Annotated in this window: 29 protein-coding genes; 9 read left to right on the top strand and 20 right to left on the bottom strand. The window is 69.6% G+C overall.

Annotation, left to right across the window (positions count from 1 at the left end; translation table 11 throughout):
- Window positions 1–191: 191 nt before the first annotated feature.
- On the top strand, window positions 192–431 hold the full coding sequence (locus Pka01_RS07230; protein WP_203881816.1) for a BldC family transcriptional regulator: 240 nt from the start codon (window positions 192–194) through the stop codon (window positions 429–431).
- 94 nt (window positions 432–525) lie between these two features.
- Here the strand turns inward: Pka01_RS07230 and Pka01_RS07225 are convergent, their stop codons facing one another.
- Together Pka01_RS07225 and Pka01_RS07220 are read right to left on the bottom strand one after the other, a co-directional pair.
- Complete coding sequence (locus tag Pka01_RS07225; protein ID WP_203881815.1) at window positions 526–762, bottom strand: hypothetical protein; 237 nt, start codon at window positions 760–762, stop codon at window positions 526–528.
- Window positions 763–772: 10 nt separating this feature from the next.
- Window positions 773–1,714, bottom strand: a complete 942-nt coding sequence (locus Pka01_RS07220) for a hypothetical protein (RefSeq protein ID WP_203881814.1) — start codon at window positions 1,712–1,714, stop codon at window positions 773–775.
- Window positions 1,715–1,850: 136 nt separating this feature from the next.
- Between Pka01_RS07220 and Pka01_RS07215 the strand changes: the two genes are divergently transcribed.
- Window positions 1,851–2,180: a PLDc N-terminal domain-containing protein gene (locus Pka01_RS07215; RefSeq protein WP_203881813.1), complete on the top strand. Its 330-nt coding sequence runs from the start codon at window positions 1,851–1,853 to the stop codon at window positions 2,178–2,180.
- A gap of 404 nt (window positions 2,181–2,584) precedes the next feature.
- On the opposite strand, the gene ccsB is transcribed toward Pka01_RS07215, so the two are convergent.
- The 6 genes from ccsB to Pka01_RS07185 all read right to left on the bottom strand — a co-directional run bounded on the left by ccsB (window position 2,585) and on the right by Pka01_RS07185 (window position 8,115).
- Complete coding sequence (gene ccsB / locus Pka01_RS07210) at window positions 2,585–3,547, bottom strand: c-type cytochrome biogenesis protein CcsB (protein ID WP_203881812.1); 963 nt, start codon at window positions 3,545–3,547, stop codon at window positions 2,585–2,587.
- 2 nt (window positions 3,548–3,549) lie between these two features.
- Window positions 3,550–5,193 (bottom strand): cytochrome c biogenesis protein ResB, encoded by a 1,644-nt coding sequence (resB, locus tag Pka01_RS07205; RefSeq protein WP_203881811.1) that lies wholly within the window; start codon window positions 5,191–5,193, stop codon window positions 3,550–3,552.
- Window positions 5,193–5,924, bottom strand: a complete 732-nt coding sequence (locus Pka01_RS07200; protein ID WP_203881810.1) for a cytochrome c biogenesis CcdA family protein — start codon at window positions 5,922–5,924, stop codon at window positions 5,193–5,195. Before Pka01_RS07200 ends, resB begins: the two co-directional genes overlap by 1 nt.
- Window positions 5,917–6,480, bottom strand: a complete 564-nt coding sequence (locus Pka01_RS07195) for a TlpA family protein disulfide reductase (RefSeq protein WP_239114804.1) — start codon at window positions 6,478–6,480, stop codon at window positions 5,917–5,919. Before Pka01_RS07195 ends, Pka01_RS07200 begins: the two co-directional genes overlap by 8 nt.
- 75 nt (window positions 6,481–6,555) lie before the next feature.
- Complete coding sequence (locus Pka01_RS07190) at window positions 6,556–7,194, bottom strand: histidine phosphatase family protein (RefSeq protein ID WP_203881809.1); 639 nt, start codon at window positions 7,192–7,194, stop codon at window positions 6,556–6,558.
- Window positions 7,195–7,206: 12 nt separating this feature from the next.
- Window positions 7,207–8,115 carry a LysR family transcriptional regulator gene (locus tag Pka01_RS07185; protein ID WP_203881808.1) on the bottom strand — a complete coding sequence of 303 codons (909 nt, stop codon included), beginning with the start codon at window positions 8,113–8,115 and terminating at the stop codon, window positions 7,207–7,209.
- 74 nt (window positions 8,116–8,189) lie between these two features.
- Here Pka01_RS07185 and Pka01_RS41170 point away from each other — a divergent pair, with 74 nt between their 5' ends.
- From Pka01_RS41170 to Pka01_RS07175, 3 genes are all read left to right on the top strand, one after another.
- The gene (locus tag Pka01_RS41170; RefSeq protein WP_275414436.1) at window positions 8,190–8,315 is read left to right on the top strand and encodes a hypothetical protein; all 126 of its coding nucleotides are present in this window, start codon (window positions 8,190–8,192) and stop codon (window positions 8,313–8,315) included.
- A 23-nt stretch (window positions 8,316–8,338) separates the two neighbouring features.
- Window positions 8,339–9,325 (top strand): EamA family transporter, encoded by a 987-nt coding sequence (locus Pka01_RS07180; protein WP_203881807.1) that lies wholly within the window; start codon window positions 8,339–8,341, stop codon window positions 9,323–9,325.
- A 62-nt stretch (window positions 9,326–9,387) separates the two neighbouring features.
- On the top strand, window positions 9,388–10,023 hold the full coding sequence (locus Pka01_RS07175) for a Uma2 family endonuclease (protein WP_203881806.1): 636 nt from the start codon (window positions 9,388–9,390) through the stop codon (window positions 10,021–10,023).
- A gap of 3 nt (window positions 10,024–10,026) precedes the next feature.
- Here Pka01_RS07175 and hemL read toward each other — a convergent pair whose 3' ends face one another.
- The 7 genes from hemL to Pka01_RS07140 form a co-directional block, all read right to left on the bottom strand.
- Window positions 10,027–11,316, bottom strand: coding sequence for a glutamate-1-semialdehyde 2,1-aminomutase (hemL, locus tag Pka01_RS07170; protein WP_203881805.1), 1,290 nt, complete (start codon window positions 11,314–11,316; stop codon window positions 10,027–10,029).
- A 43-nt stretch (window positions 11,317–11,359) separates the two neighbouring features.
- Window positions 11,360–12,004, bottom strand: a complete 645-nt coding sequence (locus Pka01_RS07165; protein WP_203881804.1) for a bifunctional DNA primase/polymerase — start codon at window positions 12,002–12,004, stop codon at window positions 11,360–11,362.
- Window positions 12,005–12,087: 83 nt separating this feature from the next.
- Window positions 12,088–13,071, bottom strand: a complete 984-nt coding sequence (gene hemB / locus Pka01_RS07160; RefSeq protein WP_203881803.1) for a porphobilinogen synthase — start codon at window positions 13,069–13,071, stop codon at window positions 12,088–12,090.
- Between the two features lie 135 nt (window positions 13,072–13,206).
- Window positions 13,207–14,796 carry a bifunctional uroporphyrinogen-III C-methyltransferase/uroporphyrinogen-III synthase gene (locus Pka01_RS07155; protein ID WP_203881802.1) on the bottom strand — a complete coding sequence of 530 codons (1,590 nt, stop codon included), beginning with the start codon at window positions 14,794–14,796 and terminating at the stop codon, window positions 13,207–13,209.
- On the bottom strand, window positions 14,793–15,704 hold the full coding sequence (gene hemC, locus Pka01_RS07150) for a hydroxymethylbilane synthase (protein WP_275414435.1): 912 nt from the start codon (window positions 15,702–15,704) through the stop codon (window positions 14,793–14,795). Before hemC ends, Pka01_RS07155 begins: the two co-directional genes overlap by 4 nt.
- Window positions 15,701–17,059 (bottom strand): glutamyl-tRNA reductase, encoded by a 1,359-nt coding sequence (locus Pka01_RS07145; RefSeq protein WP_203881801.1) that lies wholly within the window; start codon window positions 17,057–17,059, stop codon window positions 15,701–15,703. Before Pka01_RS07145 ends, hemC begins: the two co-directional genes overlap by 4 nt.
- On the bottom strand, window positions 17,056–17,784 hold the full coding sequence (locus Pka01_RS07140; RefSeq protein ID WP_203881800.1) for a redox-sensing transcriptional repressor Rex: 729 nt from the start codon (window positions 17,782–17,784) through the stop codon (window positions 17,056–17,058). Before Pka01_RS07140 ends, Pka01_RS07145 begins: the two co-directional genes overlap by 4 nt.
- A 180-nt stretch (window positions 17,785–17,964) precedes the next feature.
- Between Pka01_RS07140 and Pka01_RS07135 the strand changes: the two genes are divergently transcribed.
- Complete coding sequence (locus Pka01_RS07135; protein ID WP_203881799.1) at window positions 17,965–18,213, top strand: glutaredoxin family protein; 249 nt, start codon at window positions 17,965–17,967, stop codon at window positions 18,211–18,213.
- 70 nt (window positions 18,214–18,283) lie between these two features.
- Here Pka01_RS07135 and Pka01_RS07130 read toward each other — a convergent pair whose 3' ends face one another.
- Entirely contained in the window at window positions 18,284–19,828 is a 1,545-nt protein-coding gene (locus Pka01_RS07130) for a putative quinol monooxygenase (RefSeq protein WP_203881798.1), read from the bottom strand.
- A 122-nt stretch (window positions 19,829–19,950) separates the two neighbouring features.
- Here Pka01_RS07130 and Pka01_RS07125 point away from each other — a divergent pair, with 122 nt between their 5' ends.
- The 3 genes from Pka01_RS07125 to Pka01_RS07115 all read left to right on the top strand — a co-directional run bounded on the left by Pka01_RS07125 (window position 19,951) and on the right by Pka01_RS07115 (window position 22,346).
- Window positions 19,951–20,646, top strand: a complete 696-nt coding sequence (locus Pka01_RS07125; RefSeq protein ID WP_239114803.1) for a sigma-70 family RNA polymerase sigma factor — start codon at window positions 19,951–19,953, stop codon at window positions 20,644–20,646.
- A gap of 84 nt (window positions 20,647–20,730) precedes the next feature.
- On the top strand, window positions 20,731–21,414 hold the full coding sequence (locus Pka01_RS07120) for a DUF5667 domain-containing protein (RefSeq protein ID WP_203881797.1): 684 nt from the start codon (window positions 20,731–20,733) through the stop codon (window positions 21,412–21,414).
- 65 nt (window positions 21,415–21,479) lie between these two features.
- A complete protein-coding gene (locus tag Pka01_RS07115; protein ID WP_203881796.1) occupies window positions 21,480–22,346 on the top strand; it encodes an HAD family hydrolase in 867 nt (288 codons plus the stop codon).
- Window positions 22,347–22,394: 48 nt separating this feature from the next.
- Here Pka01_RS07115 and Pka01_RS07110 read toward each other — a convergent pair whose 3' ends face one another.
- From Pka01_RS07110 to Pka01_RS07095, 4 genes are all read right to left on the bottom strand, one after another.
- Window positions 22,395–23,231 (bottom strand): lysophospholipid acyltransferase family protein, encoded by an 837-nt coding sequence (locus Pka01_RS07110; RefSeq protein ID WP_373318108.1) that lies wholly within the window; start codon window positions 23,229–23,231, stop codon window positions 22,395–22,397.
- A 116-nt stretch (window positions 23,232–23,347) separates the two neighbouring features.
- Window positions 23,348–24,358: an NAD-dependent epimerase/dehydratase family protein gene (locus Pka01_RS07105; protein WP_308442218.1), complete on the bottom strand. Its 1,011-nt coding sequence runs from the start codon at window positions 24,356–24,358 to the stop codon at window positions 23,348–23,350.
- Between the two features lie 83 nt (window positions 24,359–24,441).
- A complete protein-coding gene (locus Pka01_RS07100) occupies window positions 24,442–24,540 on the bottom strand; it encodes a 30S ribosomal protein bS22 (protein ID WP_018654693.1) in 99 nt (32 codons plus the stop codon).
- A gap of 159 nt (window positions 24,541–24,699) precedes the next feature.
- A complete protein-coding gene (locus tag Pka01_RS07095) occupies window positions 24,700–24,903 on the bottom strand; it encodes a helix-turn-helix domain-containing protein (protein ID WP_030456159.1) in 204 nt (67 codons plus the stop codon).
- Window positions 24,904–25,045: the final 142 nt, after the last annotated feature.

The following is a 25,045-nucleotide window of genomic DNA, read 5'->3' as shown; positions in this document are numbered from 1 at the left end:
GCGCGAGCACTGCTAGTGTTCACAACAAGGCGCTTTTGTAAAGAAACACCCATGAGCGTCCCAAAGAGGCTCTATCATATAACAATCGGGCACTGAGCCGGTAACAACCCGTGATCTTCTACGAAAACCACGGATAAATCAGGCTTCGCTCGGCACACTGGTTACCTGTCCGCCCCGCTGCAGGACGCGGGATGCGAGGGGGAGAGATTGTGGAGAGTAGCAGCGAGCGACTGCTGACCCCTGGAGAGGTTGCCGCCCTCTTCCGGGTCGACCCGAAGACCGTGACACGCTGGGCCGCGGCGGGACGAATCAGCAGCATCCGTACGCCCGGTGGGCACAGGCGATTCCGCGAGTCGGAAGTGCACGCCCTCCTTCGCGGGGAGGACGTCCTCACGGCCGACCGGCCGAATGGCGAATCACCGCGGATCTGACGCAAGTACCAGCACCGGGTGATCCTGCGCGCTACCCGGATAGCGCAGGATCACCGAGTCAGCCCGGCCTGTCCTGCCCGGGCGCGCATCGGACTCAGTCCTGTTCGGCCTTGAAGGCCAGGAACTCCCGCTCCAACTGGTCGTTCTCCTCCTGCCAGCGGCGACGCCGTTCGGCGTCCTCCGCCTCAGTGATCGACTCGGCCGCCCATCGGTCGTAGTCGGGCTCCCCCGGAGCGATCTCGACGTACGCGTTGCCGATCAGGCGCCCGTCATCGCTGGTCAGTGATCGAGGCACGCGGAGTGTCCCGTCACCGAGCCGGATCACGTACATCCCGTTTCACCTAGATTCCATAGCGCCTGTTGAAGAACAGCATGACGTTGAGCGCGGTCCGGGTGTCGCCGCCGAGCATGTCCACCAGAGCCGGCCGCTGACGCGACGCGATCGCCGCGAACGCGTCGGCGAAGAACTCCTTGCGTCCGAGACCGCCGGGTTGCCGGTGGAACGCCGAGGCGAACATCGGCATGCAGTCCTCGTACAGCGCGGCGAACTCCGGAGAGTCCGAAACCCACTCTCCCGGACTCGCGTCCACGTCGTCCAGTGCATGCCCGACTTCGTGCATCATCACGTCGGGCGTCGGCGAGGGCCGGTCACCGACGACGATCTTGCGATCGCCGTACGCGCCCGCGCAGATGTCCCAGGTGGCCCGCCCGGACGGAAGCGGCGCCCCGCGCAGGTAGCCCATGTCGTCGAGATCGGGCACGCCTCCGCGGCCGATGTAGATGCCGTCGAGCCCGATGGCCAGCTTCGCCTTGAGTCCTTCAGGAAGGCGTGCGAGGCCGTCCACGGCCCGTACGGCGTCCGCGGAGGGCGGTCCGTCCATGGCGTCCCACTGACGGAACAGCACGCGCTCCAGGGGACCGCAGTGGCGCCGGCCGTCCCTCAGGTCGGGCGCGTCCGGGCGATGCGGCTCGGCGCGCACAGGCTGGTCGTCCAGCTCGAAGTCGCGCCAGGTGTACTGCGGCCGGTCGTCCACGACGGGAGCGGTCACCGCGTGGACCTTCTCGACCGGATGCTCGATGAACCGCCCGGGGGCGTCGAGGTCCTGGAAGTCCCACATCTCGCGGACGTCTCGAGGCTTTCTGGCCTCTTTGGTCTCCCGCGACTCTCTGGCCTCGCGCGTCTCCCGAGCCTCTCGGGTGTCCCGGTGCGACGACGCGTACGGCCCGCGTTGCCACCACCGCGGTCCCCGCCGGTGGCGTCCCCGGTCGCCCGGCTCCGACATCGCACCTCTCATGTGTCGCGCGCTCGCGTTCTACCGGTCCACCGTACGTTGCCGTTCTGGCCGCGTCACCCGGAAATGATGTACGGCTATCGCCGCGAAAACACGATCACATGGCCATATGGCTTAACGTGTGGGCATGCCTAGCGTGGTTATCGGTCTAGCGCTGCTGGCCTTCTGGCTCTACTGCCTGTTCGACGTGATCACGAGCCCCGAGCAGGAGGTCCGGAGACTGCCGAAGATCCTCTGGGTCATCATCGTGGTGTTGCTCGCGGCGCTGGGCGGCCTGTTGTGGCTGCTGCTCGGACGGCCCAGGATCGGCGACACGGTCCCTGGTGCGCGTCACATCTACGGAACGCCGTCCTCAGGCATGCCTCCGGCACCGCCCCGGGCCGAGGCTCCGAAGGGCCCCGACGACGACCCCGAGTTCCTCCGTCACCTGGAACGCCGCCTCCGCGACGAAGACTGACCCCCTCCGCGTGATCATGCACAGATTCGGCGACACCCCCGCCGACCTGCCCCTCCCCGTAGGCGTGATCATGCTCAGGTTCGTCGGCACCCTTGCCGACCTGCCCATCTCCTGTTCATGATCATGCACACTTTCGCCCGGTGCACCGCCGACCTGCGGAGACATCTTTCGTGATCATGCACGACCGACCGCGCGCCCTGGCCGTACGACATGGCAGCGTGCATGCGACAGGCGTGCTCACGACGACTGATGCATGATCATGAATACCATCGACGCACGTCGGAGGGGCCATCTGCGAACCCTTGCATGATCACGAATGCCGTCGGCGCACGCCAGAGGCCACATCCACGAATCCGTGCATGATCACGACATCAACCTCTGCATGATCACACCCAAGGGGAGGGTCAGTTGGGGACGTCGGCGTAGGAGTGGAGGCCGCTGAAGAAGATGTTCACGCCGATCAGGTTGAACAGCAGGCAGGCGAACGCCACCAGCGACACGATGATCGCGGCCTTGCCCCGCCATCCGGCCGTCGCGCGGGCGTGCAGGTAGGCGGCGTACGCCACCCAGGTGATGAACGCCCAGACCTCCTTGGGGTCCCAGCCCCAGTAACGACCCCAGGCCCGGTCGGCCCACATCGCGCCGGCGATGACGGCGAACGTCCAGATGGGGAAGGAGATCACGATCGCGCGGTGCGTGATGCGCTCGAGGTCCTTGCGGCTCGGCAGGACCGACGCCCGGCCGTCGTTGCGGATCAGGTAGAGGATGGCGCAGACGCCGGCGAGGATGAACAGTCCGCTGGCGACGATGGCCGCCGTGACATGGATGGCGATCCAGTAGGAGTGCAGCGCCGGCATCACCGGCCCCGCCTGCACGTGCAGGAAGAGCACCGCGAACCCGAGCCCGAGCGCGGCCGTCAGCGCGACGAAGGCGCCGAGGAACCGGATCGGCTGGCGGGTCATGAGCACCAGGAAGGCAGTCACCGCGGCGAAGCAGATGGCCACCACGAACTCGTACATGTTGGCCCAGGGCCAGCGGTCCACCGCGATGCCCCGGGTGAGGATGCCGGCGAGGTTGGCCGCCCATGCGATCCACGTGAGGACGACGGCGAGGCCACCCGCCTTTATCGCCCAGGGCTCGGGCTCCGGCTCACGCGGGCTCTCGGCCTCCGGCAGAACCCCGCCCGAGCCGGAGGACACGGACGCGCCCACCGCGACCGGTTCGCGTTTCGCGGCGGAGACCGTGCGCACCCGGCCGAAGGCGAGCTCCAGGGCGTAGCCGATCATGGCGACGAGATAGAGGAGGACGGTCGCCAGAATGAGCTGATCGCTCAGGGTGGCGAGTCCCGTATTGACCTCGGACGGCATCTCTACTCCTGGTCGGGGCCGGTGCTCGGCTCAACTGGTGCTGGCCCGGCCTGAGGTGCCGGAGAATCCTGGGAGCCACGGAGGAGGGAGACGAGCTCGGCGAACTCCTCGGAGAAGCCGCCGACATCGCCTTCCGTGCGGGTCAATCCTCCCACCGTGACCTTCCGGTCCGTCACCCGGACCCAGACCCTGCGCCTGCGGATCATCAGGGAGAACACGAGACCGAGGACCGCGGCCGCGGCGGCGGCCAGCGCGGGGAGCCGGCCGGGGTCGTGCGTGGTCTGCAGAGTGATCCATTCCTTGACGCCGGTGAACTGGATCTTCCCGGCGCCGTCGGGCAGGTCACGCGTCTCACCGAGGGCGAGCGGCTTCGGCGGCGTCGCGGACATCTTGCCGAGCGGCTTCAGCTTGTCGGTGTCGAGGACGTAGACCGACTGCGGCTGTCCCGAGTCGAGCCCGAGGTCGCCCTGGAAGGACCCGATGAGCTGCACCGTCGGGTTGACCGCGGCGGGGAAGACCGACACCCAGGCGCTCCCGTTCGGCACGGTGCTCGGCAGGAACCGCGCGACGAACCCGAGCTGCGTCGGGTGGGCGTCGGGCACCTTGATGGTGCATTCGGAGGTGTAGGTCGCCTGGTCGTCGACGAGGCACGGCACGGGCCCGTCGAAGGCCACCTGGCCCTTCCCGTCGGTCACCTTGAACGTGGGAGCGTACCCGTGCCCGATGAGGTAGGTCAGCGTGCCGTTGACGTCGAGCGGGTCGTTGACCTTGAGGTCGACGTCGCGGGGCGGCGACGACGGGGTGTCCTGCACGGACAGCTTCGCGCTGTAGTCCAGCGGCTGCCCCATCTTCTCCCCCGCGCCGACGTACGACGCCTGGAAGTCCTTGAGCGTGAACGAGAACGGCGTCAGCGACTCCGCCGACACGCGCTGCCCCGGCATGAACCGGTCGTAGGCCGCGACGGTGTTGGCGAAGCCGTCGCCCTCGACCACCAGCACGTTGCCGCGGTAGCCGTACAGGCCGCCGGCGCCGACGGCGAACAGCAGGGCGAGCAGCGCGACGTGGAACAGGAGGTTCCCGGTCTCACGCAGGTAGCCCTTCTCCGCCGCGACCCAGTCCGGGCCCGTGACGACGCGAAACCGCCTGCTCCGCAGCTTCGCCGCCGCCTGCTCGACTGTCAGCTCCCCCTCGAAGGCCTCGCCGTACGGCAGGCGCAGCAGGTTGCGCGGGGCGGCGGGGGGCTTGCGGCGGATCTCCTTGAAGTGCACCAGGGCGCGCGGAAGCACGCATCCGGCCAGGGAGACGAACAGCAGCAGGTAGACGGCGGCGTACCACGGCGCCGTGAACACGTCGAAGAGCTGGAACCGGTCCAGCCACTCGGCCTCGGTGGGCGAGTTCTGGAAGTACTGCGCCACCTTGTCCGGGTCGACCCCCCTCTGGGGGAAGATCGAGCCGGGCACGGAGCCGAGCGCGAACAGGAACAGCAGGATCAGCGCCGTGCGCATCGAGGTGAGCGTGCGCCAGCCCCAGCGCAGCCAGCCGACCACGCCGAGGCCGACGGGGCGCGGCGGTTCCTTGGGGGCCGACTCGATCGCGACGGACGCCTCGGGCGTTCCCGCCGTCTCGGTGTCGGGTGGCAGAGTCATCAGATCACCGGCTCGAATCCGCCGACCCAGCCCTGCAGGCCGGCGATGAGGTCGCCCCAGATCCCGGTCACGAGGAGCAGGCCCACGCAGACCAGCATGGCACCGCCCACACGCGTGATGACCACGGTGTGGCGGCGCACCGCCTTGAACGCGTGCAGCGCCTTGCGATAGGCGAGCCCGGCCAGCACGAACGGCAGCCCGAGGCCCAGGGCGTAGACGAAGGCGAGGACGGCGCCCCTGAGGGCGCTGCCCTGGTCGACGGAGAGGGTGAGCACCACGGCCAGCGTGGGCCCGATGCACGGCGTCCAGCCGAGCCCGAACACCACCCCGAGCAGCGGGGCGCCGGCGAGGCCCGCCGCCGGGAAGCGGCGGATCCGCACTTCGCGCTCGAGCCCGGGGATGAGCCCCATGAAGACGAGGCCCAGGACGATCGTCAGCACGCCCAGCACGCGGGTGATCACTTGGGAGTTCCCCAGCAGGACGCCGCCGACGCCGCCGAAAAGCGCGCCGCCGAGCACGAACACGGCGGCGAAGCCGAGCACGAACAGGGCGCTCCCGAGCACCATGCGGCTGCGCTTCGGGTCGCCGCTCATGCCCGTCACGTACGACAGGTAGCCGGGGACCAGGGGGAGCACGCACGGGGAGACGAACGACACCAGGCCGGCCAGCAACGCGATCGGGAGGGCCAGCACCAGCGAACCGGTCGCGACGGTTCCGCCGAGATCACTCATCGCTCACCTTGGTGACGGCGCTGAGCAGTTCGTTGTACTTGACGCCGCCCAGCGCGCGGCCGGCGATGCGTCCCTGCTTGTCGATGATCAGCGTGGACGGGATGGCCGCCGGCGGGACGGTGCCCTGGAACGACAGCAGCACCTTGCCCGTCTTGTCGAAGATGCTGGGATAGCCGGGCTGTACGGTGCGGTCGTAGGCCTGGGCGGACGCCTGCAGGTCCTTGAAGTTGATCCCGACGAACTGCACGCCCGAGGCCTTCGTCTTGGCGGCGATGTCCTTGAGGACCGGCGCCTCGGCCCGGCAGGGGGCGCACCAGGACGCCCAGAAGTTCAGGACGTAGACCTTGCCCGCGGCGACCTTCTCGGTCGCGCCGTCGATCGTGGCGCCCTCGATGGCGGGGGCCTGGTGCCGGTCGGCGACGGGGAACACCTGGACTTTGCCGTCGCCCGCCACGAACCGCGTGTCGCCGGGCGACTGGGACGACTGACCGCCCGCGCAGCCCGCGAGGGCTGTCACGGCCAGAGCGGCGATCACGGGCAGGCTCTTGGCGGTCACGGGAGGAGATCTCCTTGCACTACAGCCGGTAGAGCTGTCACTCTACCGACCACACAGGTCGCTCGGGCCGCCGGGTCAGGCTCCAGGAACGGGATTGCCCCTGAGCAGGGAACCCGCGGGTTCGCTGTAACCGACGCTGATGAGGCGGCCGTTCTCGAACGTGAAACTCGTGAGGCTGGCCAGCGCGCACTGACGGCGGCGCGGGTCGTGCCACAGCCGCCTGCCCTCGGCCGCCAGACGGGTGACCCAGATGGGCAGCTGGTGGCTGACGAGCAGCGCCTCGTGACCGTGCACCCGCTCGCGCACGTCGTCGACGACCGACGTCATGCGGGCGACCACCTGGCCGTACGGCTCTCCCCACGAGGGCTTGAACGGGTTCCTGAAGTGCTGGTAGTGGCGCGGGTTGCGGAAGACGCCGTCGCCGCCCGCCACGCGCATGCCCTCGAAGACGTTGGCGGCCTCGATCAGCCGCTCATCGATCTTGACCTCGAGGCCCAGTGCCTCGGCCGACGGGGCGGCGGTCTCCTGGGCCCGCTCCATCGGCGAGCTCCAGATCTCCACGATGTCCCGTCCGCCGACCGCCTTGGCGACCAGTTCGGCCATCTGTCTGCCGTTGGCCGACAGCGGGTAGCCGGGCAGCCTGCCGTACAGGATGCCGTCGGGATTGTGCACTTCACCGTGGCGCAGGAGATGAACGATCGTGCTCTCAGTCATGGCGAAGACAGACTACCCGGCATCCAGATCGGCGCACGAGGCACGCAGGGCCTCAACCGCCGCACGGATCGCGGGGCGGCGTGCCGCGTCCGTGCGCCACACGGCGTAGAGCCGCCGGACCGGCCGGGGCTGGACCGCCACCACGCCGACGCTCTCGGGCAGCGGACCTCGCCCCAGGCGCGGGATCAGCGCGCATCCGTGCCCCTCGGCCACCAGGGCGATCTGGGTCGGGTACTCGTCCGCCATGCAGACGATCTCCGGCTCCCTCTCGACAGAACGGAGCAGGAAACTCAGGAAGTCGTGGCACACGGTGCCCGGGGACGAGCTGATCCAGCTGTCGCCGGGGAGGTCGGCGAGCTGCGCCTCGCGCCTGCCCGCCAGCGGATGGTCGGCGGGGACGACGACGTCGGCGATGTCGTCCATGAGCGCAGCGCGGGACAGGCCGTCGGGCATCGCCATCGGCCGGTTGAGCCAGTCCTGGACCACGGCGAGATCGATCTCACCGCGCGAGACGTCCCTGAGCTGCCGCTCGGGCTCACGCTCGTAGACCAGCAGGGCGAGGTCGGGATGGTCCTTCTTCAACCGGGTGAGGGCGCGGGGGAGGATGCCGCGGGCCGCGGTCGGGAAGGCCGCCATCGTGAGTCTCCCCACCACGGAGCCGCGCAGGGCCTCGAAGTCGGCCTCCGCGGTCTCCACCAGGGCGAGGATCCTCTCGGCGTGGTCGGCCAGCAGGCCGGCCGCGTCCGTCAGCTTCACGCCTCGCCCGTTGCGCTCCACGAGCACCGTGCCGGTCTCTCGTTCCAGCTTGGCGAGCTGCTGGGAGATCGCCGAGGGGGTGACCATCAGGGCCTCGGCGGCGGCTCCCACGGAACCGTAGACGGCCACCGCGTGCAGGGCCTTCAGCCGGTTGAGATCCAACATGTAAGCCAGTCTAAAGCATCGGCCTTAGAAAATCTTTCTTGTACTCAACTATTAAGCGATGCGAAGATATGGACATGCGAATCTTCAACAAGCTCTTCACGAAGCCGTCCCGTCCGTCCCTCTCCGAGATGTCGTACCTGGAGACGCTGGCGAACAACGCGCGGCACAGCAGGACCGGTCGCCCCGCCGCCTCCCGCTGACGCCCCGCATCCCCCACCAGCGCATGCGCGCTCGTCACGTGGCCCTGGCGGTCGGCCTCGCGGCCGTCTGGGGCTTCAACTTCGTCGTCATGGACGCGGGGCTCAGGCACTATCCGCCGCTCATGTACGCGGCGCTCCGCTTCCTCCTGGCCGCGTTCCCCGCGGTGCTGTTCGCCGGGGGCCCGCGGACGCCCTGGCGCTGGGTGCTCGCGACCGGTGCCACCCTCGGGGTCGCCCAGTACGGCCTGCTCCTCCTGGGCATGCACGCCGGCATGCCCCCGGGGCTTGCGTCCCTGGTGATCCAGGTTCAGGCGATCTTCACCGCGGCCTTCGCGGTGCCACTGCTCGGTGAGCGCCTCGGAACCCGCCGCGTGTACGGCACGGCACTCGCCTTCGGCGGCCTCGCCCTGCTCACGGTGGAACTGACCGGCGGCGTCCCCCTCGGCGCGTTCCTGCTCTGCCTGGGCGCCGCGGCGGCGTGGGGCCTCGGCAACGTCGTCATGCGGAAGGCCGCGCCTCCCGACTCGCTCCGTTTCATGATCTGGGTGAGCGCCGTGTCCTCGGTGCCCCTGCTCGTGCTGGCCGTACTGGTCGAGGGACCCTCCTCGCTGGGCGTCTTCAGCGTCGAGGGCGTGGCCGCCGTGCTGTACACCGCGATCATCTCCACCCTGGGCGGGTTCGGCGTGTGGGGCCTGCTCCTCGCGCGGTACGACGCCTCGGTGGTCGCGCCGTACGCGCTGCTCGTCCCGATCTTCGGTCTGTCGTCGGCCGCGTTGTTCACCGGCGAGCCGATCTCCCCCGTCACCGTCGCGGCGGGCGTCCTGATCGTGGCCGGGCTGCTCTACGCCGGCAGGCGGCCGGCGCGACCCTCACGGGCGGCAGGGTCTCCGGCCGGCGCCGGTTACCTGCGCACACTCGTCGTCCGCGCCAGAGCCCGCCGCGCAGCCTCACGGCCCGACTCTGTCCTGGTACCGCCCTCTGCCGAGCCGAGCGACCGTCCCATTCCGTGATCCACCCGCCCCCGTGTCGCTCAACCAGGAGAGAATGCGCGAAGAACACGGAGGCGAGCGGAATGGCTACGTCAAGTAACGACAGCGATGCCGCGGTCGGTGGCAGCATTGCACTCGAGTACTGGCCCGCGCCGTCTGCCCGGGGCTGGACGGCCGACGACCTCGATCACCTGCCGCCGGAAGGCCCGAACGGTGAACCCGACTTCTTCAAGCACGTCGAGCTGATCGATGGAGCCCTAGTCTTCATGTCCCCCCGGCGGCGCTTCCACCAGCGTGTGGCCCGTGGGCTGACGGAGCGACTCGACGCCCAGGCGCCCGGGCAGCTCGTCGCCGTCGACCAGATGGACGTGAAGGTGGGGCCTCGAATGCGCCCGTGCCCCGACGTCCTCGTGGTCACCGCGGAGGCGGCGGCCGACGATGAACGGACCTTCTACGTCCCCTCCGAAGTCCGTCTGGTCATCGAGGTCGTCTCTCCGGATTCCGTCGACCGCGACCGGAAGACCAAGCCCCAGCGGTACGGCGAGGCGGGCATCCCGCACTTCTGGCGGGTCGAGGAGGACGACGGACGGCCGGTCGTGTACGTCTACGAGATCGATCCGGCCACCGGCTCCTACGGCCTGACCGGCATCCATCACGAACGGCTGGCCGTGCCCGTGCCCTTCCCCATCGACATCGATCTCGGCGCGCTGGTCAAATGACGCTCAGGCGGCCTGCGCGGCCGCCTTGGCTGCGACCGGAAGGGCCTCGGCGACGCGCGTGAGCGCCTCGTCGTCGTGGGCCGCCGACAGGAACCACGCCTCATAGGCCGACGGCGGCAGGTAGACGCCCTGGTCGAGCATGCTGTGGAAGAAGGCCCGGTAGGCGTCGGTGTTCTGCTGCCGGGCCGACGCGAAGTCGGTGACCGGCTGGTCGGTGAAGAAGATCGAGAAGAGGTTGCCCGCCCGCTGGAGCCGGTGCGGGACCCCCGCGGCGGCCAGCGCGTCGGACGCGGCCCGGCCGATCACCAGGGCGGAGGCGTCCAACCGGTCGTACACGTCCTCGTCACAGGCCCGCAGCGTGGCCAGTCCGGCGGCGCAGGCGAGCGGGTTGCCCGACAACGTCCCTGCCTGGTAGACGGGCCCCTCGGGCGCGAGAGCGGCCATCACGTCGGCACGTCCGCCGAACGCCGCCGCGGGCAGCCCGCCGCCCATCACCTTGCCGAAGGTCATCAGATCCGCCTCGACGGGGTCGATGCCGTACCAGCCCTCGGCGGAGACCCGGAATCCCGTCAGGACCTCGTCCATGATGAGCAGGGCGCCGTTCTCGGTGCACAGTTCCCGAAGGCGCCGGTTGAAGCCCTCCGCCGGCGGCACCACGCCCATGTTCGCCGGGCAGGCCTCGGTGATCACGCAGGCGATCTCGGACGCCTGGAACGCCTCCTCCACGGCCTCGATCGAGTTGTACGGCAGGACGATCGTGTCGGCGGCCGAGGCTCCCGTCACCCCGGGAGTGTCGGGCAGGCCGAACGTGACCACCCCGGAGCCCGCCGAGGCGAGCAGGGCGTCTACGTGGCCGTGGTAGCAGCCGGCGAACTTGATGATCTTCGATCGCCCGGTGAATCCGCGCGCGAGCCGTACGGCCGACATCGTGGCCTCGGTGCCCGAGCTGACCAGGCGGACCTTCTCGACCGGCTCGATCCTGGAGACGATCTCCTCGGCCAGCAGGACCTCGCCCTCGGTGGCGGTCCCGTAGGAGAACCCCCGCGACAAGGCCTCCTCCACTGCCTCCACCACGGCGGGATGCCGGTGCCCGAGGATCATCGGGCCCCAGGAGCACACGAGATCCACGTAGCGGTTGCCGTCCACGTCGGTGATGTAAGGCCCCTGACCTGCGGCCATGAACCGGGGAGTGCCGCCGACGGCGCCGAAGGCGCGCACCGGCGAGTTCACGCCGCCGGGGACGACCTCGCGCGCGCGGGCGAACAGGGCCTCGGAGGATTGCGTTCGAGTCACGCTCCCCAGATTAGGGGCCGGTGCGACCGGGGACCGTACCGGATCACTCGAAGGCGTCGGCCAGCCAGTCGAGGACGCGCAGCGGGTCGGGCAGCGGGCGCCCGTCCGCGGGCCTGATCCAGGTCACCGCTCCGCCGTTGGGCAACGTCGACGACGGCGCCAGGACGTAGCTGTCCCGGCAGTGCCAGCGCAGGCCGGGGGTGCTGTCGATGGTCTCCGGGTCCGCGTCGAGGTGGCAGGACCACCATTCGTCCTCGTCGTCGGGGGCGCCACGGGTCGCGACGAAAAAAAGAACCCGGTCGCCGTTGGCGGCGACCGGGCCGGTCTCGAAACTCGCGGCGTCCATCGCGGCGAGGGCGGGCAGGCCCACCGTCGAGGGCACGTCGAATACGTCGAAAACCCTGCCGGTGGGAAGGATCGCGTTGGCCTGCGGCTCCATCTCCCACCATCGGGTCAGCAACGCCGTGTCCGTCGTGGCCTGCATCTGCCAGGCGGGCGACAGCGGGTGCATCCCCGGCTCGGGACATCCGACGCGGTCGCAGGAACAGGCCCGGCCGCCTTCGTCGAGCGGATGGGCGCCCACGCACACGGGCCAGCCGAGTTGGGCGTATTCGAGCACCGATGTGATCTTCCGCGGCGCTCGGTGCGCACGCCGTTTCGTGCGACGAGCCAGCGGTACCCCCACCATGGTGCCCCTCCCCACAAGGAACGTGCTCCCGATAATGCCCTGTCGCCCCACACCGGCGCAGGGCGACCCCCCGTAATGGACGGTCAGGATAGTGTCCGGGCGACTTCCGTGGCCCAGTAGGTCAAGATCAGGTCGGCTCCGGCCCGCCGGATGGCGATGAGCGACTCCATGATGATCCGCTCCCGGTCGATCCAGCCGTTGGCCGCCGCCGCCTCGACCATCGCGTACTCGCCGCTGACCTGGTAGGCCGCGACCGGCACCTCCACGAGGGCGCGCACCTGGCTCAGGACGTCCAGGTAGGCCAGCGCCGGCTTGACCATCACGGCGTCCGCGCCCTCGGCGAGGTCGAGTCGCACCTCGCGCAGCGCCTCGCCGATCGGCCCTGCCGGATCCTGCTGGTAGGCGTTGCGGTCGCCGAACTGCGGCGCGCACTCGGCGGCGTCGCGGAAGGGCCCGTAGAAGGCGGAGGCGTACTTCGCGGAGTAGGCCATGATCGGGATCTCCGCGAAGCCCTCGGCGTCGAGCGCCGCGCGGATCGCGCCGACCTGCCCGTCCATCATGCCGCTCGGCGCGATCACCTGAGATCCGGCGGCCGCCTGTGCGACCGCGGCCGAGGCGTACCGCTCCAGGGTGGCGTCGTTGTCCACCTCGCCGGTCTCGGTCAGCAGGCCGCAGTGGCCGTGGTCGGTGTACTCGTCCAGGCACGTGTCGGTCATCAGGACCAGCTGGTCGCCCATGTCGGCCGCCAGATCGCGCAGGGCGACCTGGACGATGCCCTCGGGGTCGTCGGCCGCCGAGCCTCTGGCGTCCTTGTGGACCGGCACGCCGAACAGGATGACGCCGCCCACTCCCGCCTCCGCCGCCTCGTGGACGGCCTTGCGGAGCGAGTCGCGCGTGTGCTGGACGACGCCGGGCATCGACGCCACCGGCTGCGGCTCGTCGATGCCCTCCTTGACGAACAAGGGGAGGATCAGCTCGGCCGGATGCAGCCGCGTCCCCGCGACCATGCGGCGGAGCGGTGCCGTACGGCGCAGGCGGCGTGGCCGGGCGACCGGGAACTGAGCCATGTCAGTCGCCGGCGGGAGGTTGCGGGAACGCGCGTTCACTGTGGACTCTCCGCTCGGGTTCGGAAGGCCTCACGATGACGTCGAGGCCCGTCATGCGGTGCAACGCATCCGGTCCGGGCGCGTCATCCCGCTCACTCACTTCACGCGGCGCCGGGCGCCCCTGCGGGTCTGGGAGGGCCGGCGAGGCACCTCTCCCGCGGAGATGGCGGCGTGCCGCTGCTTGGCACCATAGTCCGCGAGCGCGGCGGCGAGAGCGGAAGCCGACGGCTTGTCCGCCATCACGTCGACACGCAGGCCGAACTCCTCGGCGGTCTTGGCGGTCTGCGGGCCGATCACCGCGATGACCGTGACGTTGTGCGGCTTGCCCGCGATGCCGACCAGGTTCCGCACGGTCGAGGACGACGTGAACAGCACCGCGTCGAAGCCGCCGCCCTTGATCGCCTCGCGGATGGGCGCGGGCGGGGGCGCGGCACGGACCGTCCGGTACGCCGTGACGTCGTCGCACTCCCAGCCGAGCTCGGTGAGCCCGGCGACCAGCGTCTCGGTCGCGATGTCGGCCCTGGGCAGCAGGACGCGGTTGATCGGGTCCAGCATCGAATCGTACGGAGGCCACTCCGCGAGCAGTCCCTCGGACGACTGTTCGCCGGTGGGCATGAGATCGGGCTTCACGCCGAAGTCCACGAGGGACTGGGCGGTGGCCTCTCCCACGGCGGCGACCTTGAGCCCGGCGAAGGCCCGGGCGTCCAGGCCGTACTCCTCGAACTTCTCCCGGACCGCCTTCACCGCGTTCGCGCTGGTGAAGGCCACCCACTCGTAGCGCCCCGTGACCAGGCCCTTGATCGCCCTGTCCATCTGCTGCGGGGTGCGCGGCGGCTCCACCGAGATGGTCGGGACCTCCTCGGGCACCGCTCCGTACGACCGGAGCTGGTCGGAAAGGCCCTCCGCCTGCTCCTTGGTGCGCGGGACGAGCACCCGCCAGCCGAACAGCGACTTGGTCTCGAACCACGACAGCTTCTCGCGCGCGGTGACGGCGTCGCCCACGACGATCAGCGCCGGCTCCGTCATGCCCGCGTGCTTGAGATCAGGGCCGAGCCGGCCGAGCGACGACACGACCGTGTACTGCTCGGTCGTGGTTCCGTCGCTGGTGACCGCGACCGGGGTCGAGTCCGGCTTTCCGGCCGCGATCAGGGCCTTGCCGATCGGCACGGCCTCCGTGACGCCGTTGTAGATCACCAGGGTGCCCGTGCACGCGGCGTGCGGCGCCCAGTCGTCGACCTGCGTCGCGTCCACGACTCGGAACTCGGGCACGCCCGGCGCCGACGGGATGCCCGCGTAGGTCAGCACCGCCGTGGCGGGCGGCACACCGGGAACGATCTCGAACTCGACGTCCGCCTTGGCGCACGCCGCGACCTCGTCGGCGACCGAGGAGAAGAACGACGGGTCTCCCTGGCACAGCCGGACCACAGTCCGTCCCGCCTTCGCGTGCTGGATCGTCCTCAGTGAGACCGAGTTCTCCGCGGCGTCCGGGGAGATGTCCATGACCTCCACGTCCGCACGGCAGTGGCGCAGCAGCGAGCCGTACGCCGCCTGATCGAGGACGACGACGTCGGCCCTGCCCAGCAGGTCGGCGCCACGCAAGGTGAGCAGGTTCTCGTCACCCGGCCCGGCGCCTACGAAGGCGACGAACCCGGAACGGGCCTGCGGACTGCGGTTCGCGGAGCTCAATGGGACTGCTCCCCCATCAACGTGTCGGCCCCCTCGGCGATCATGGCGGCCGCGAGATCACGGCCCAGGTCCATGGCCGCCGAAGGAGGTCCGGAGGCGGACTTGCGCACTGACCGGACGCCGTCAGCGGCGACGACGACTGCGGTCAGATTGAGAATGTGCCCGTCACCGGACGCGAAAGCACCTACTGGTGCCGCGCAACCGGCCTCGAGGGCTGCGAGGACCGAACGCTCGGCCGTCACGGCGGCCCGCGTACGCGGGTCGTCGAGGACGCCGAGCAACTCGATCAGGTCTGTACGGGAGGCCAGGCACTCGACGGCGAGGGCGCCCTGCCCGGGGGCCGGGAGCATGGCGTCAACATCGAAGATCTCGGAGATCTCGCTGTCCCGCCCGATCCGCTCCAGGCCTGCGGCGGCCAGCACGACACCGTCGAACTCGCCCGAGGCGATCTTGCCGATGCGCGTGTCCGCGTTGCCTCTGATGGGGAGGTAATCGAGATCGGGCCGCAAGGCGCGCAGTTGTGCGACTCTTCGCGGCGAACCCGTGCCGATCTTCGATCCGGAGGGCAGGTCGGCGAGCTTGGCGTTGCTGACGAGCGCGTCACGCGGGTCGTCACGGGGCAGGATGGCCGCGATCACGATCCGCTCGTCGACCGCGGTGGGCAGATCCTTCAGCGAGTGCACCGCGAAGTCGATGCCGCCGTCGACCAGCTTGCCGCGCAGCTCGCTGACGAAGACGCCGGTGCCGCCGAGCTGGGTCAGGTGGGCCTTGGTGACGTCGCCGAACGTGGTGATGCCGACGAGCTCGACGTCCCTGCCGGTCAGGCCGGTCAGCCGGTCCGCGACGAACTGCGACTGCGTGGTCGCCATCAGGCTCTTGCGCGTCCCGAGACGCAGGGCGGCGCTCACTGTCCCGCCCCCTTGCCGTCGGCGACCGGGCGGTCGGCGTCGAGGGTGCCGAGCTCCATGCCGGCGACGGCGTCAGGCGCCTTCGGATCGAGGTCGAACAGCTCTCGGAGCGCCTCGGCGTAGTGATCGCCGCCAGGAGAGGTGGCCAGCTGCTTCACCCGCACGGTCGGCTCGTGGAGCAGCTTGTCGACGACCCTTCGCACGGTCTGGGTGATCTCGTCGCGCATGTGCGCGTCCAGGGTCGGCAGCCGCGACATCAGCCGGCCGATCTCCGCCTCGACAACCTGGGCGGCCTTGCTCCTCAGCGCCACCACCGTCGGGGTCACCTTGGCGGCCCGCTCGGAGTCGAGATAGGCGGTGACCTCCTCGGCGATGATCCGCTTGACCGCGGCGATCGCCTCGGAGTGACCGCCGTCGCCGGTGCCCGCGCCCAGGCCGGCCTGCTGCATGGACTCCAGGTCGACGAGCGTCACGCCGGGAATGGCCCGCACACCGGGGTCGACGTCGTGCGGGAGCGCGAGGTCGAGGAGGAACAGCCCGCCGGACTCGCGCGCGGCCATCGCGGTCGCGACCATTTCGGCCGTGACCGCGCGGGATCCTGCGCCCACGCAGGAGATCACCAGATCCGCCTGGGCGAGCTCCGCGGGCAGATCCGCCAGGTGGACGGCCCTGCCGCCGACCGTCTCCGCCAGCCGTACGGCCCGGGCGTGGGTGCGGTTGGCGATGACGATGTCCGTGACGCCGGAACGGGAGAGGGTGGCGGCGGACAGGGCGCTCATCGAGCCGGCGCCGACGACCAGGGCCCGCTTGCCGGCGATGGGGCCGATCACCCGCTCGGCCAGCGTCAGGCCCACGCCGACGAGCGAGGCCCCGGCGTGGTCGATGTCGGTGTCGGTGTGCGCGCGCTTGCCGACGCGCAGCGCGTGCTGCGCGAGCTCGTTGAGCGTGGAACCCGCCGTGCCCTGGGTCTGGGCGAGCCGCAGGGCGGAGCGGAACTGCCCCAGGATCTGGCCCTCGCCGACCACCATCGAGTCGAGGCCGCAGGTGACGTTGAACAGGTGCTGGACCGCGCGGTCCTCGTAGTGCACGTAGAGGTGCCTGCCGAGCTGTTCCTGGGGTACGCCGGAGTGCGCGCTCAGCAGGTCGCTGATCGCGGTCACGCCGCCGTGGAACCGATCGACGTCGGTGTAGATCTCGACCCGGTTGCACGTGGAGACCACCAGGGCCTCGGACACGTGCTCGCTCTGGCCGACGTCGTGCAGGAGCTTGTCGAGCGCGTCGCCGCTGACCGTGACGCGCTCAAGGAGCGCCACGGGAGCGGAGCGATGGCTCAGCCCGACGACGAGGAGGCTCATGAGCTCGCTCCGATCGATCGCTCATTCACTTGTTCAACCCCGTCCGGCCACTCCTCGGCCATGATGGGCCCTCCATTGGCCTTGCGCTGCTCGTGGAACGCAAGAATCTGCAGCTCGATAGATAAATCGACTTTACGGACATCCACGCCCTCAGGCACATTCAGCACTACAGGCGCAAAGTTCAAAATACTCGTGACGCCCGCCTCCGTGACCCGATCGCAGACATGTTGCGCCGCGGTCGCCGGCGTGGCGATCACCACGATCGAGACCGCGCGTCCGGCGATCACGGACTCCAGTTCGTCGGTGTGCTCCACGACGAGACCGGCGATCCGGTCACCCACCACCGCGGGATCGGCGTCCAGGAGGCCCGCTATGCGAAATCCCCTGGAGGCGAACCCGCCGTAGTTGGCGAGCGCTCGACCGAGGTTACCGACTCCTACGATCGCGACCGCCCAATCCTGGGTGAGACCAAGCTCACGTGAGATCTGGTAGATCAGGTACTGGACGTCGTAGCCGACGCCCCGCGTGCCGTACGAGCCGAGGTGGGACAGGTCCTTGCGAAGTTTCGCGGAGTTCACGCCCGCGGCCACCGCCAGGTCCTCGGAACTCACCGTCGGCGTTCCGCGCTCGGCCAGCCCGTTGAGGGCACGCAGATAGAGCGGCAGTCTCGCGACGGTCGCGTCGGGAATGCCACGATCGCGTGCTTGCGGAATACGGCGTGTCACGTGCCGGTGCTCCAGGGGGACGGACGGCCGGTGCGTCCCCGGCCGCACGAGCGGATGCGACGGATGAACATCACATTAGTGCCTTTGTGAAGCTACGCACAAAGTGAGCGTCCGTTAACTGTCCCAGGCCAACGGCCCGGTAGCGAATCCGACCCGCGCGCACAGGCATATCCTGGGGCCATGTCCCCGAAGGATCACCGGATCACTCTGCTCGGCAAACCCGGCTGCCATCTGTGCGACGACGCCCGCGCGGTGGTCGAGCGAGTGGCGCAGGATGTCGGTGTGGCGTGGGAGGAGAGGGACATCACCGCCTCCCCCGACGACCTGGCCGAATACGGGGAGATGATCCCCGTCGTCCTCGTCGACGGCGTCCAGCATGATTACTGGCGGGTGAACGAGACGCGCCTCCGCGCGGCGCTGGCCGTGTGATTTTGTGATTTTCACCTCGTCGGCAGGACGGCGAGAGCGACGCTCCGGAGCCGGGGACCGCCGCGCGTGATCAGACCCGGTAGGCGCTCCCGGGGAGGGGCACCACCTTGGCGGCGTTCAGGGTGAGCTCGATCACGTTGGTGGCCAGCACCAGCGACTGACGTTCGGTGGCGAACCGCTCCATGTGCGGCTGGCGCTGGTGCTCGGAGAAGCCCACCTCGTCGCGGTAGAGCTCGTAGACGATGCGCTGAAGCGGGGCCGACTTGACGGCGTGGCAGATGAAGACCAGCGTGTCGGGCTCGTTGCGCAGGACGGCCTCGACCGTCTCCTCGGCCAGCTTGTCGAACGCCTCGCCCGAACCGTCCATCAGGGTGAAGACGGTGAGGATGCCGTAGATGCCGGCCGCGGGCTTGACCGAGGAGTCCGCGCGCGAGGCCGAGACGCCCCCGCCTGCCGCCGCGCCGAAGGCCGAGCCGAACGCCGCCGCGGCGGCCGGAGGGAAGGCCGGGTTGTCCACCACGGGGAACATGACGCCGGTGGCGGGCATGTCATGCGGGGCCTCCGCAGGCGGCGTTACGGGAGCACCGAAGTCGGCCTGGCGAGGCTGGGCGTACGCGTCCGGCATGATCAGCTGGCCGGTCTCCGGGCCCGCGAACTCGTCGGGGCGCGGGCGGAGTCCGAAGTCGTCCGCCGGCTGCATGCGGTTGGCGAACTCGTCGGGGCGGGGACGGCCGAAGTCGTCCATCGGCTGCATGCGGTTCGCGAAGTCGAGCTCGGCCTCCTCCTTCGCCTGGTATTCGGCGACGAGGTCGCCCAGGCCCGAGCGGTGGGGCGCCGGCGGGATCGGCGGGGCCGCCTGCGGCTCGTGCCGGTCGGCGGAGCGCCGGGAGCGTCCCGACCACTCCTCGGACTCGTGGTCCTCCTCGTCGTCCTCCTCGTACGGCGCGAGCGGCCGGGACACGGCGTACCAGACGCCTCCGGCGGAGGCCGCCATGAGGATCACGACCAGGATCGAGGGAAGGCCGAGCGCCAGCGCGCCGGACAGCAGCATGCCCGCGGGAGCCAGCACGACCGTGGCCTGCATGTTGTCTATGTCGTAGTCGTCGCCGTCACGCCAGCTCAGCAGGGCGACGGCCAGCGAGATCAGCAACATGACGATCACGAGGCCGTGGACGCCGTGCAGCAGGTACTCGGGCCAGATGTCCCAGTGCGCGGCGGCGTCGGGGAAGTCCTTGGAGAAGGTCCCCGCCACCGGGTCGAGCAGCATGATGACCGCGCCGACGACCGTCAGGGCCGAGCCGATCAGCCACCCGCCGAAGCGGGAGGACCCCTTGTCCGCCAGGAGCTGAAGGAGGCCGATCGCCAGCCAGAGCGGGGCGAGCAGGGATCCCGTGATCTGGGAGATCCGGAAGATCGCGGCCCCGAAGCCCGCGAGCTGACCGAGCCCGATCGTCGCCAGTGACAGGGTCAGCGCACCTGTGGCGACGCTCCAGGCGATCAACCAGCCCGTCGGTTCCTCACGGAGGCGCCCGATGAGGACGGCGGTGGTCATCCCGGCGGTCAGCGCGCCGGCGAGGGCTAAGAAAGCGACAAGGACTCCCATGGTGGAACCCATGCTGCCGGACATTGCCGCCTGACGGGTAGCCGGACCCCCAAAAGCCCCGGACCACCGCGATCAGGAACAAGTTCCGTCACGTATGGTGACTGCGACGATCAGACGGATTGTGTAATCCGCCGATGATTTCTAGAGTGTTCGAGCACGCCGACTCCCCTTCCCCCAAGGGACACCGGATGCCGAACACGTGGCCGTTGGCCGGGCTGGCCCCTCCAGCCGCCCTCGGAGCATCGTCTCCAGCTCGCTTCATCGACCCCGCCGCAGGCGAGGACGAGGAGATGCGGGAGCTGGTCCTGCGCGCCAAAACCGGAGACACCGAGGCCTTCGGCGTTCTCTACGACCGTTACCTGGAGTTGGTGTACCGCTACATCTACTTCCGGGTCGGCACCCACGCGCAGACGGAGGACCTCACCAGCGAGACCTTCCTGCGCGCCCTGCGGGGCATCTCGGACTTCACCTGGCAGGGGCGCGACTTCGGCGCCTGGCTGGTCACCATCGCCCGCAACCTCGTGACCGACCACTTCAAGTCGGGCCGCAACCGGCTCGAGGTCACCACCGCCGAGGTCTTCGACCGGCCCCTTGACGGGCCGCACATCCCCGAGAACGCCGTCGTCACGAACATGGTGAACGAGCGCGTGATGCAGGCGATCAAGCAGCTCGGGCCCGAGCAGCAGGCCTGCGTGATCTTTCGCTTCCTCCACGGGATGTCCCTCGCCGAGACGGCCGTTGCGATGGGCAAGAAGAGCGGCGCGATCAAGGCCTTACAGTTCCGGGCGATCAAGGCGCTGGCCAGGTCGTTACCGAAGGATCTCGGTTAGCGCCACTCCCGTAACCCCCGCCCCGTCTTGTCGTTGGGCATGGGGCAGGGGTGGATCAGACGGGGGATGGCGGGAGCATTACTCATGAGCTGCTGGCGAGCCTCGCGCCGGCTGCGCGGACGGACGGCACGCGACGGCCAGGTGACCACGCGCCTCGCGGAGCTCAGCGCCTTCCTCAGCGGCCCGAGTCCCGAGTTCCGCGCCGGCCTCCGTGCGGAACTCCTGCGGACCCACGTCGAGGAACGGGTGCCCGCGTCGGCGCCGCCGGCCGAGCGGCCTCGGGTGCGCCGCCGGTCGCTGTTCGTGCGGGTCCGTCCCGCGCTCGTGTTCGGAGTGCTGCTGATCGGCATGTTCTGCACGGGCGTCGGGACCTACCACTCCGTCCCCGGCGAGCCGCTCTACCCGCTCAAGCGGGCCGCGGAGTCGACGCTGCTTTCCATGACCTCCGGCGAGGAGCGCACGCACCGCGAGCTGGGCGCCGCCCGCCTCCGGGCGGCCGAGACCGCGTCCCTGGCGGGCTACTCGACACCGGATCCCGGACGGGACGAGCTCATCGAACGGACCCTCGAGGACATGGAGTCCACGACCAGGGCGGCTCTGGGCCGGGTCGAGCGGCACGGGAAGGCCGTGAGCACCGAGGCGCGGCGCTTCGCCAGGGAGCAGCGCGACGCCGTCGAGTCGCTGCTGCCGAAGCTCGATGCGGCCAATCGCAAGAAGGCGAGCAAATACCTGCGATACATCGATATGTTCGCGTTTTCCGGGCGTTGACACGAGCCGGACCGTGCGCGCTTGCTCCCATTAGGGGCAACCCGGGACGGTTAAGCTGATGTGCCATGAGGCGGCTATTGCGACGACGGGACGCGGCGGAGATCGCGGGTGAAGTGGCGGCGGCCGCGGCCGTCTCGGCTCCAGAGGTGATCCCCGACCCCACCGCGGCGGCCTTCTTCGACGTCGACAACACGATGATGCGCGGCGCCTCGATCTATCACTTCGCACGGGGACTCGCCGCACGCGGCCTGTTCACCACGAGCGACCTCATGAAGTTCGCCGCCGGCCAGGCCTGGTTCCGTGTCTGGGGCAACGAGAACCCCGAGCACATCGCACGTGCCAAGGAGATGGCCCTGGCCTTCGTCGCCGGCCTCAAGGTCGACGACGTCGTACGGCTCGGCGAGGAGATCTACGACGAGGTTATGGCCGACCGCGTGTGGGCGGGCACCCGCGCCCTGGCTCAGTCCCATCTGGACTCGGGCCAGCGGGTGTGGCTGGTCACCGCGACGCCCGTCGAACTGGCCCGGGTGATCGCCCAGCGGCTGGGACTAACTGGAGCCCTCGGGACGGTCGCGGAGACCGCGGAGGGCGCCTACACCGGCAGGCTCGTCGGCGACCTCCTCCACGGACCGGCCAAGGCCGAGGCCGTCCGGGCGCTGGCCCGGCGCGAAGGGCTCGACCTGTCACGCTGCTCGGCCTACAGCGACTCGGCCAACGACCTGCCCATGTTGTCGCTCGTCGGCCACCCCTACGCGATCAATCCCGACAGCGAGCTTCGGGAGTACGCCAGGGACCAGAACTGGCAGGTCCGTGATTTCCGTACCGGGCGGAAGGCCACGATGATCGGCCTGCCGATCGCGGCGACGGCGGGAGCCATCGCCGGCGGCGTCGCGGCGGGCATCGCGCTTCGCCGGCACTACCGCTCGAGCTAGGCCCTGTCTCCCTGGCGGGCTCTGATCCCGCCAGAAGATCTGATCCCGTCAGAAGAACGGCGGGAAGGCGGGGCCACGTCGCAGCAGCAACGCGTCGAGCTGCTGCTGGATGGCCTCGCGGACCTGGTCGGTCAGGTTGAACACCAGCATGGGGTCGTCGGCGTCCTCGGGATCGTACTGGTCCGTGCGGATGGGCTCACCGAACTCGATCAGCCACTTGGAGGGCAGCGGGATCAGCCCGAGCGGGCCCAGCCAGGGGAAGAACGGCGTGATCGGCAGGTACGGCAGGCCGAGCACCCTGGCCAGGGTGGAGAAGTCACCGATCTTGGGGTAGATCTCCTCGGCTCCGACGATGGCGCAGGGCACGATCGGCGTGCCCGCGCGGACGGCCGAGGTCACGAAGCCTCCGCGGCCGAACCGCTGGAGCTTGTAACGCTGCGAGAAGGGCTTGCCCACGCCCTTGAAGCCCTCGGGGAAGACCCCGACGAGCTCGCCCTTGCGCAACAGCCTGTCGGCGTCCTCGCGGGAGGCCAGGGTGTGTCCCGTCTTGCGTGACAGGTGCCCGAGGACCGGCAGCTGGTAGACCAGGTCGGCGCCGAGCAGGCGGACCGCCCGGTGCGCCTCGTCGTGCAGCGCGACCTGCATCATGAGCGCGTCCACGGGAAGCGTGCCCGAATGGTTGGCCACGACCAGCGCGCCGGAGTCGGCGGGGACGTTCTCGACGCCGAGCGTCTCCACCCGGAACCAGTGCCGGTAGATCGGCCGGATCAGCTCGAGCAGGACCTTGTCGTTGAGCTCGGGATCGAAGCCGAACTCGTCGACCTCGTAGTCTCCGACGACCCTGCGTCTGAGGAGGGCGAGCAGTTCGGCGATCCGTTCGTCCACCGGACTCGTGGGGTCCGCCTCGTCGGAGGGGCCGGGCGGGGGCGTCCCCCGGGCCGCGGAAATCGGGATGATCCGTGCGCCTTCCTCGGAAGGCGTATCGGAAGCGAAAATTGCGTTCACCGCCTCGTCGCCAGGCCGGACAACCAGTCGACCAGGGCGGCCGGCCTGTCGGCGCTCATGCCGCGCGACTGTAAGAAGTCGTCGAAGGCGGCAGCCGTGCTGAATTTGGGCCTCCAGGCGAGCGCGCCGGCCAGCCGGGTGGTGTCGACGACCCGGCCGTGGCTCATCAGCGCGAGTTGCTCAGGAGAGAAGTCGACCAGGCCCGAGGTCCGCGCCAGCATCCCGAGCAGCCCGAAGGCGGGAGACGGGACCGGGACGGCGGTCCTGCCGGCCTTCCGGACGCACTGGGACAACAACAGGACCCCGTCGCCCGACACGTTGAAGACGCCGGGACGGTCCTCGACCGTCATCCGGCGCACCACCTCGACCACATCGTCCTCGTGCACGAACTGCAGCCGGGGATCGAAGCCGAAGACCGTCGGCGACACCGGCTGCGAGAAGTACCGGGTGAGGGGCGAGTCGACGTGCGGCCCCATGAGGTTGGCGAGCCTCAGGGTCGACGTCACCACGTCCGGGCGCCGCCGGGCGAAGCCGCGGACGTAGCCCTCGACCTCGATGGCGTCCTTGGCGTAGCCGCTGTGCGGCACGTCGACGGGCTCGGTGTCCTCGGTGAACACGGCCGGGGCATGGGGCGAGGAGCCGTACACCGCCGTGGTCGAACGGACCACCACCCTGCGCACCGTCGCCGATCGCTGGCAGGCTGCCAGCAACTGCATGGTGCCGATGACGTTGTGCTCCATCATGGTCGAGCGGCTTTTGGCAGGCTCGCTGACCAGGCTCATGTGCACGACGGTGTCGACGTCCTCGGCCGAGATGACCTGGGCGATATCGGGGGTCCGCAGGTCGATCCGGACGAACTCGGTGCGGCCGAGCAGTGCTCCGCCGCCACGCGTGAGGCCGGGCGGCGGCACCGTGTCCACGCCGATCACCCGTCCGATCCCCGGATCCGCTGCGAGAGCTCCGGCCACTCGGGCGCCGATATGGCGAGAGACCCCGGTGACGAGCACGGTGTGGGTCAACGTCGCCTCGCAGGATGGGGGACTTCCAACGGTGGCCCGGTCCCTCGGGACCGGTGCGCGCGCCGTATCTACTACTTCTTGTTACGTCGCTGAATGCGAGTCTTCTTGAGCAGCTTGCGGTGCTTCTTCTTGGCCATGCGCTTACGGCGCTTCTTGATCACAGAGCCCACGGGACCCCCAGGTGAAGGTGGTGTCAGAACCGGCGCGCGAACGCACACCGGCTCAACAGCCTACCGGCGATCCATGGTAGATCGCCCCTTCAGGGGTCCCGCGTGGCCTGCGACACACCATGGGCTCCGCGGAGCCACGGTGTCGGCCGGCGGGCGCGTTCATCCAGCCTCGATGAACGCGTCCCTCAAGTAGTCGTGGACGGCCTGCTCAGGCACTCGGAAAGATCGGCCGACCCTGATGGCCGGCAACTCGCCCGAGTGCACGAGCCGGTACACCGTCATCTTGGACACCCGCATGACGGTGGCAACTTCTGCGACCGTCAGAAACTTCACCTCGCTGAGAGGTCTTTCGCCTGCACCCATCGGACGCCTCTTCCGCACGTGTTTCCGGGTTATCCCCACTGGTGCCATCGCTCACGCACGTGTACTGCTGTCAGCGTAAGTCCGGACTCCATGTCGGCAAACCCCCCATTCCATCCGCGACTAGAGCCTTATGCCGTCAAAA

Source organism: Planotetraspora kaengkrachanensis, assembly GCF_016862895.1.
Lineage (GTDB): Bacteria > Actinomycetota > Actinomycetes > Streptosporangiales > Streptosporangiaceae > Planotetraspora > Planotetraspora kaengkrachanensis.
Note: the sequence above shows the minus strand (reverse complement) of the source record. Positions and strands in the feature narration are given on the sequence as shown.

Excerpts from the sequence above, each read along its gene's own strand:
- Pka01_RS07220 (WP_203881814.1), bottom strand. The coding sequence starts at position 1,714 with ATGTCGGAGCCGGGCGACCGGGGACGCCACCGGCGGGGACCGCGGTGG.
- Pka01_RS41170 (WP_275414436.1), top strand. The coding sequence starts at position 8,190 with ATGCGAATCTTCAACAAGCTCTTCACGAAGCCGTCCCGTCCGTCCCTC.
- hemB (WP_203881803.1), bottom strand. The coding sequence starts at position 13,071 with ATGGCTCAGTTCCCGGTCGCCCGGCCACGCCGCCTGCGCCGTACGGCA.
- resB (WP_203881811.1), bottom strand. The coding sequence starts at position 5,193 with ATGACTCTGCCACCCGACACCGAGACGGCGGGAACGCCCGAGGCGTCC.
- ccsB (WP_203881812.1), bottom strand. The coding sequence starts at position 3,547 with ATGCCGTCCGAGGTCAATACGGGACTCGCCACCCTGAGCGATCAGCTC.
- Pka01_RS07120 (WP_203881797.1), top strand. The coding sequence starts at position 20,731 with ATGAGCTGCTGGCGAGCCTCGCGCCGGCTGCGCGGACGGACGGCACGC.
- Pka01_RS07125 (WP_239114803.1), top strand. The coding sequence starts at position 19,951 with ATGATTTCTAGAGTGTTCGAGCACGCCGACTCCCCTTCCCCCAAGGGA.
- Pka01_RS07175 (WP_203881806.1), top strand. The coding sequence starts at position 9,388 with ATGGCTACGTCAAGTAACGACAGCGATGCCGCGGTCGGTGGCAGCATT.
- Pka01_RS07130 (WP_203881798.1), bottom strand. The coding sequence starts at position 19,828 with ATGGGTTCCACCATGGGAGTCCTTGTCGCTTTCTTAGCCCTCGCCGGC.
- Pka01_RS07135 (WP_203881799.1), top strand. The coding sequence starts at position 17,965 with ATGTCCCCGAAGGATCACCGGATCACTCTGCTCGGCAAACCCGGCTGC.
- Pka01_RS07180 (WP_203881807.1), top strand. The coding sequence starts at position 8,339 with ATGCGCGCTCGTCACGTGGCCCTGGCGGTCGGCCTCGCGGCCGTCTGG.
- Pka01_RS07225 (WP_203881815.1), bottom strand. The coding sequence starts at position 762 with ATGTACGTGATCCGGCTCGGTGACGGGACACTCCGCGTGCCTCGATCA.
- Pka01_RS07200 (WP_203881810.1), bottom strand. The coding sequence starts at position 5,924 with ATGAGTGATCTCGGCGGAACCGTCGCGACCGGTTCGCTGGTGCTGGCC.
- Pka01_RS07165 (WP_203881804.1), bottom strand. The coding sequence starts at position 12,004 with ATGGTGGGGGTACCGCTGGCTCGTCGCACGAAACGGCGTGCGCACCGA.
- Pka01_RS07190 (WP_203881809.1), bottom strand. The coding sequence starts at position 7,194 with ATGACTGAGAGCACGATCGTTCATCTCCTGCGCCACGGTGAAGTGCAC.
- Pka01_RS07215 (WP_203881813.1), top strand. The coding sequence starts at position 1,851 with ATGCCTAGCGTGGTTATCGGTCTAGCGCTGCTGGCCTTCTGGCTCTAC.
- Pka01_RS07230 (WP_203881816.1), top strand. The coding sequence starts at position 192 with ATGCGAGGGGGAGAGATTGTGGAGAGTAGCAGCGAGCGACTGCTGACC.
- Pka01_RS07095 (WP_030456159.1), bottom strand. The coding sequence starts at position 24,903 with ATGGGTGCAGGCGAAAGACCTCTCAGCGAGGTGAAGTTTCTGACGGTC.
- Pka01_RS07145 (WP_203881801.1), bottom strand. The coding sequence starts at position 17,059 with ATGAGCCTCCTCGTCGTCGGGCTGAGCCATCGCTCCGCTCCCGTGGCG.
- Pka01_RS07185 (WP_203881808.1), bottom strand. The coding sequence starts at position 8,115 with ATGTTGGATCTCAACCGGCTGAAGGCCCTGCACGCGGTGGCCGTCTAC.
- Pka01_RS07115 (WP_203881796.1), top strand. The coding sequence starts at position 21,480 with ATGAGGCGGCTATTGCGACGACGGGACGCGGCGGAGATCGCGGGTGAA.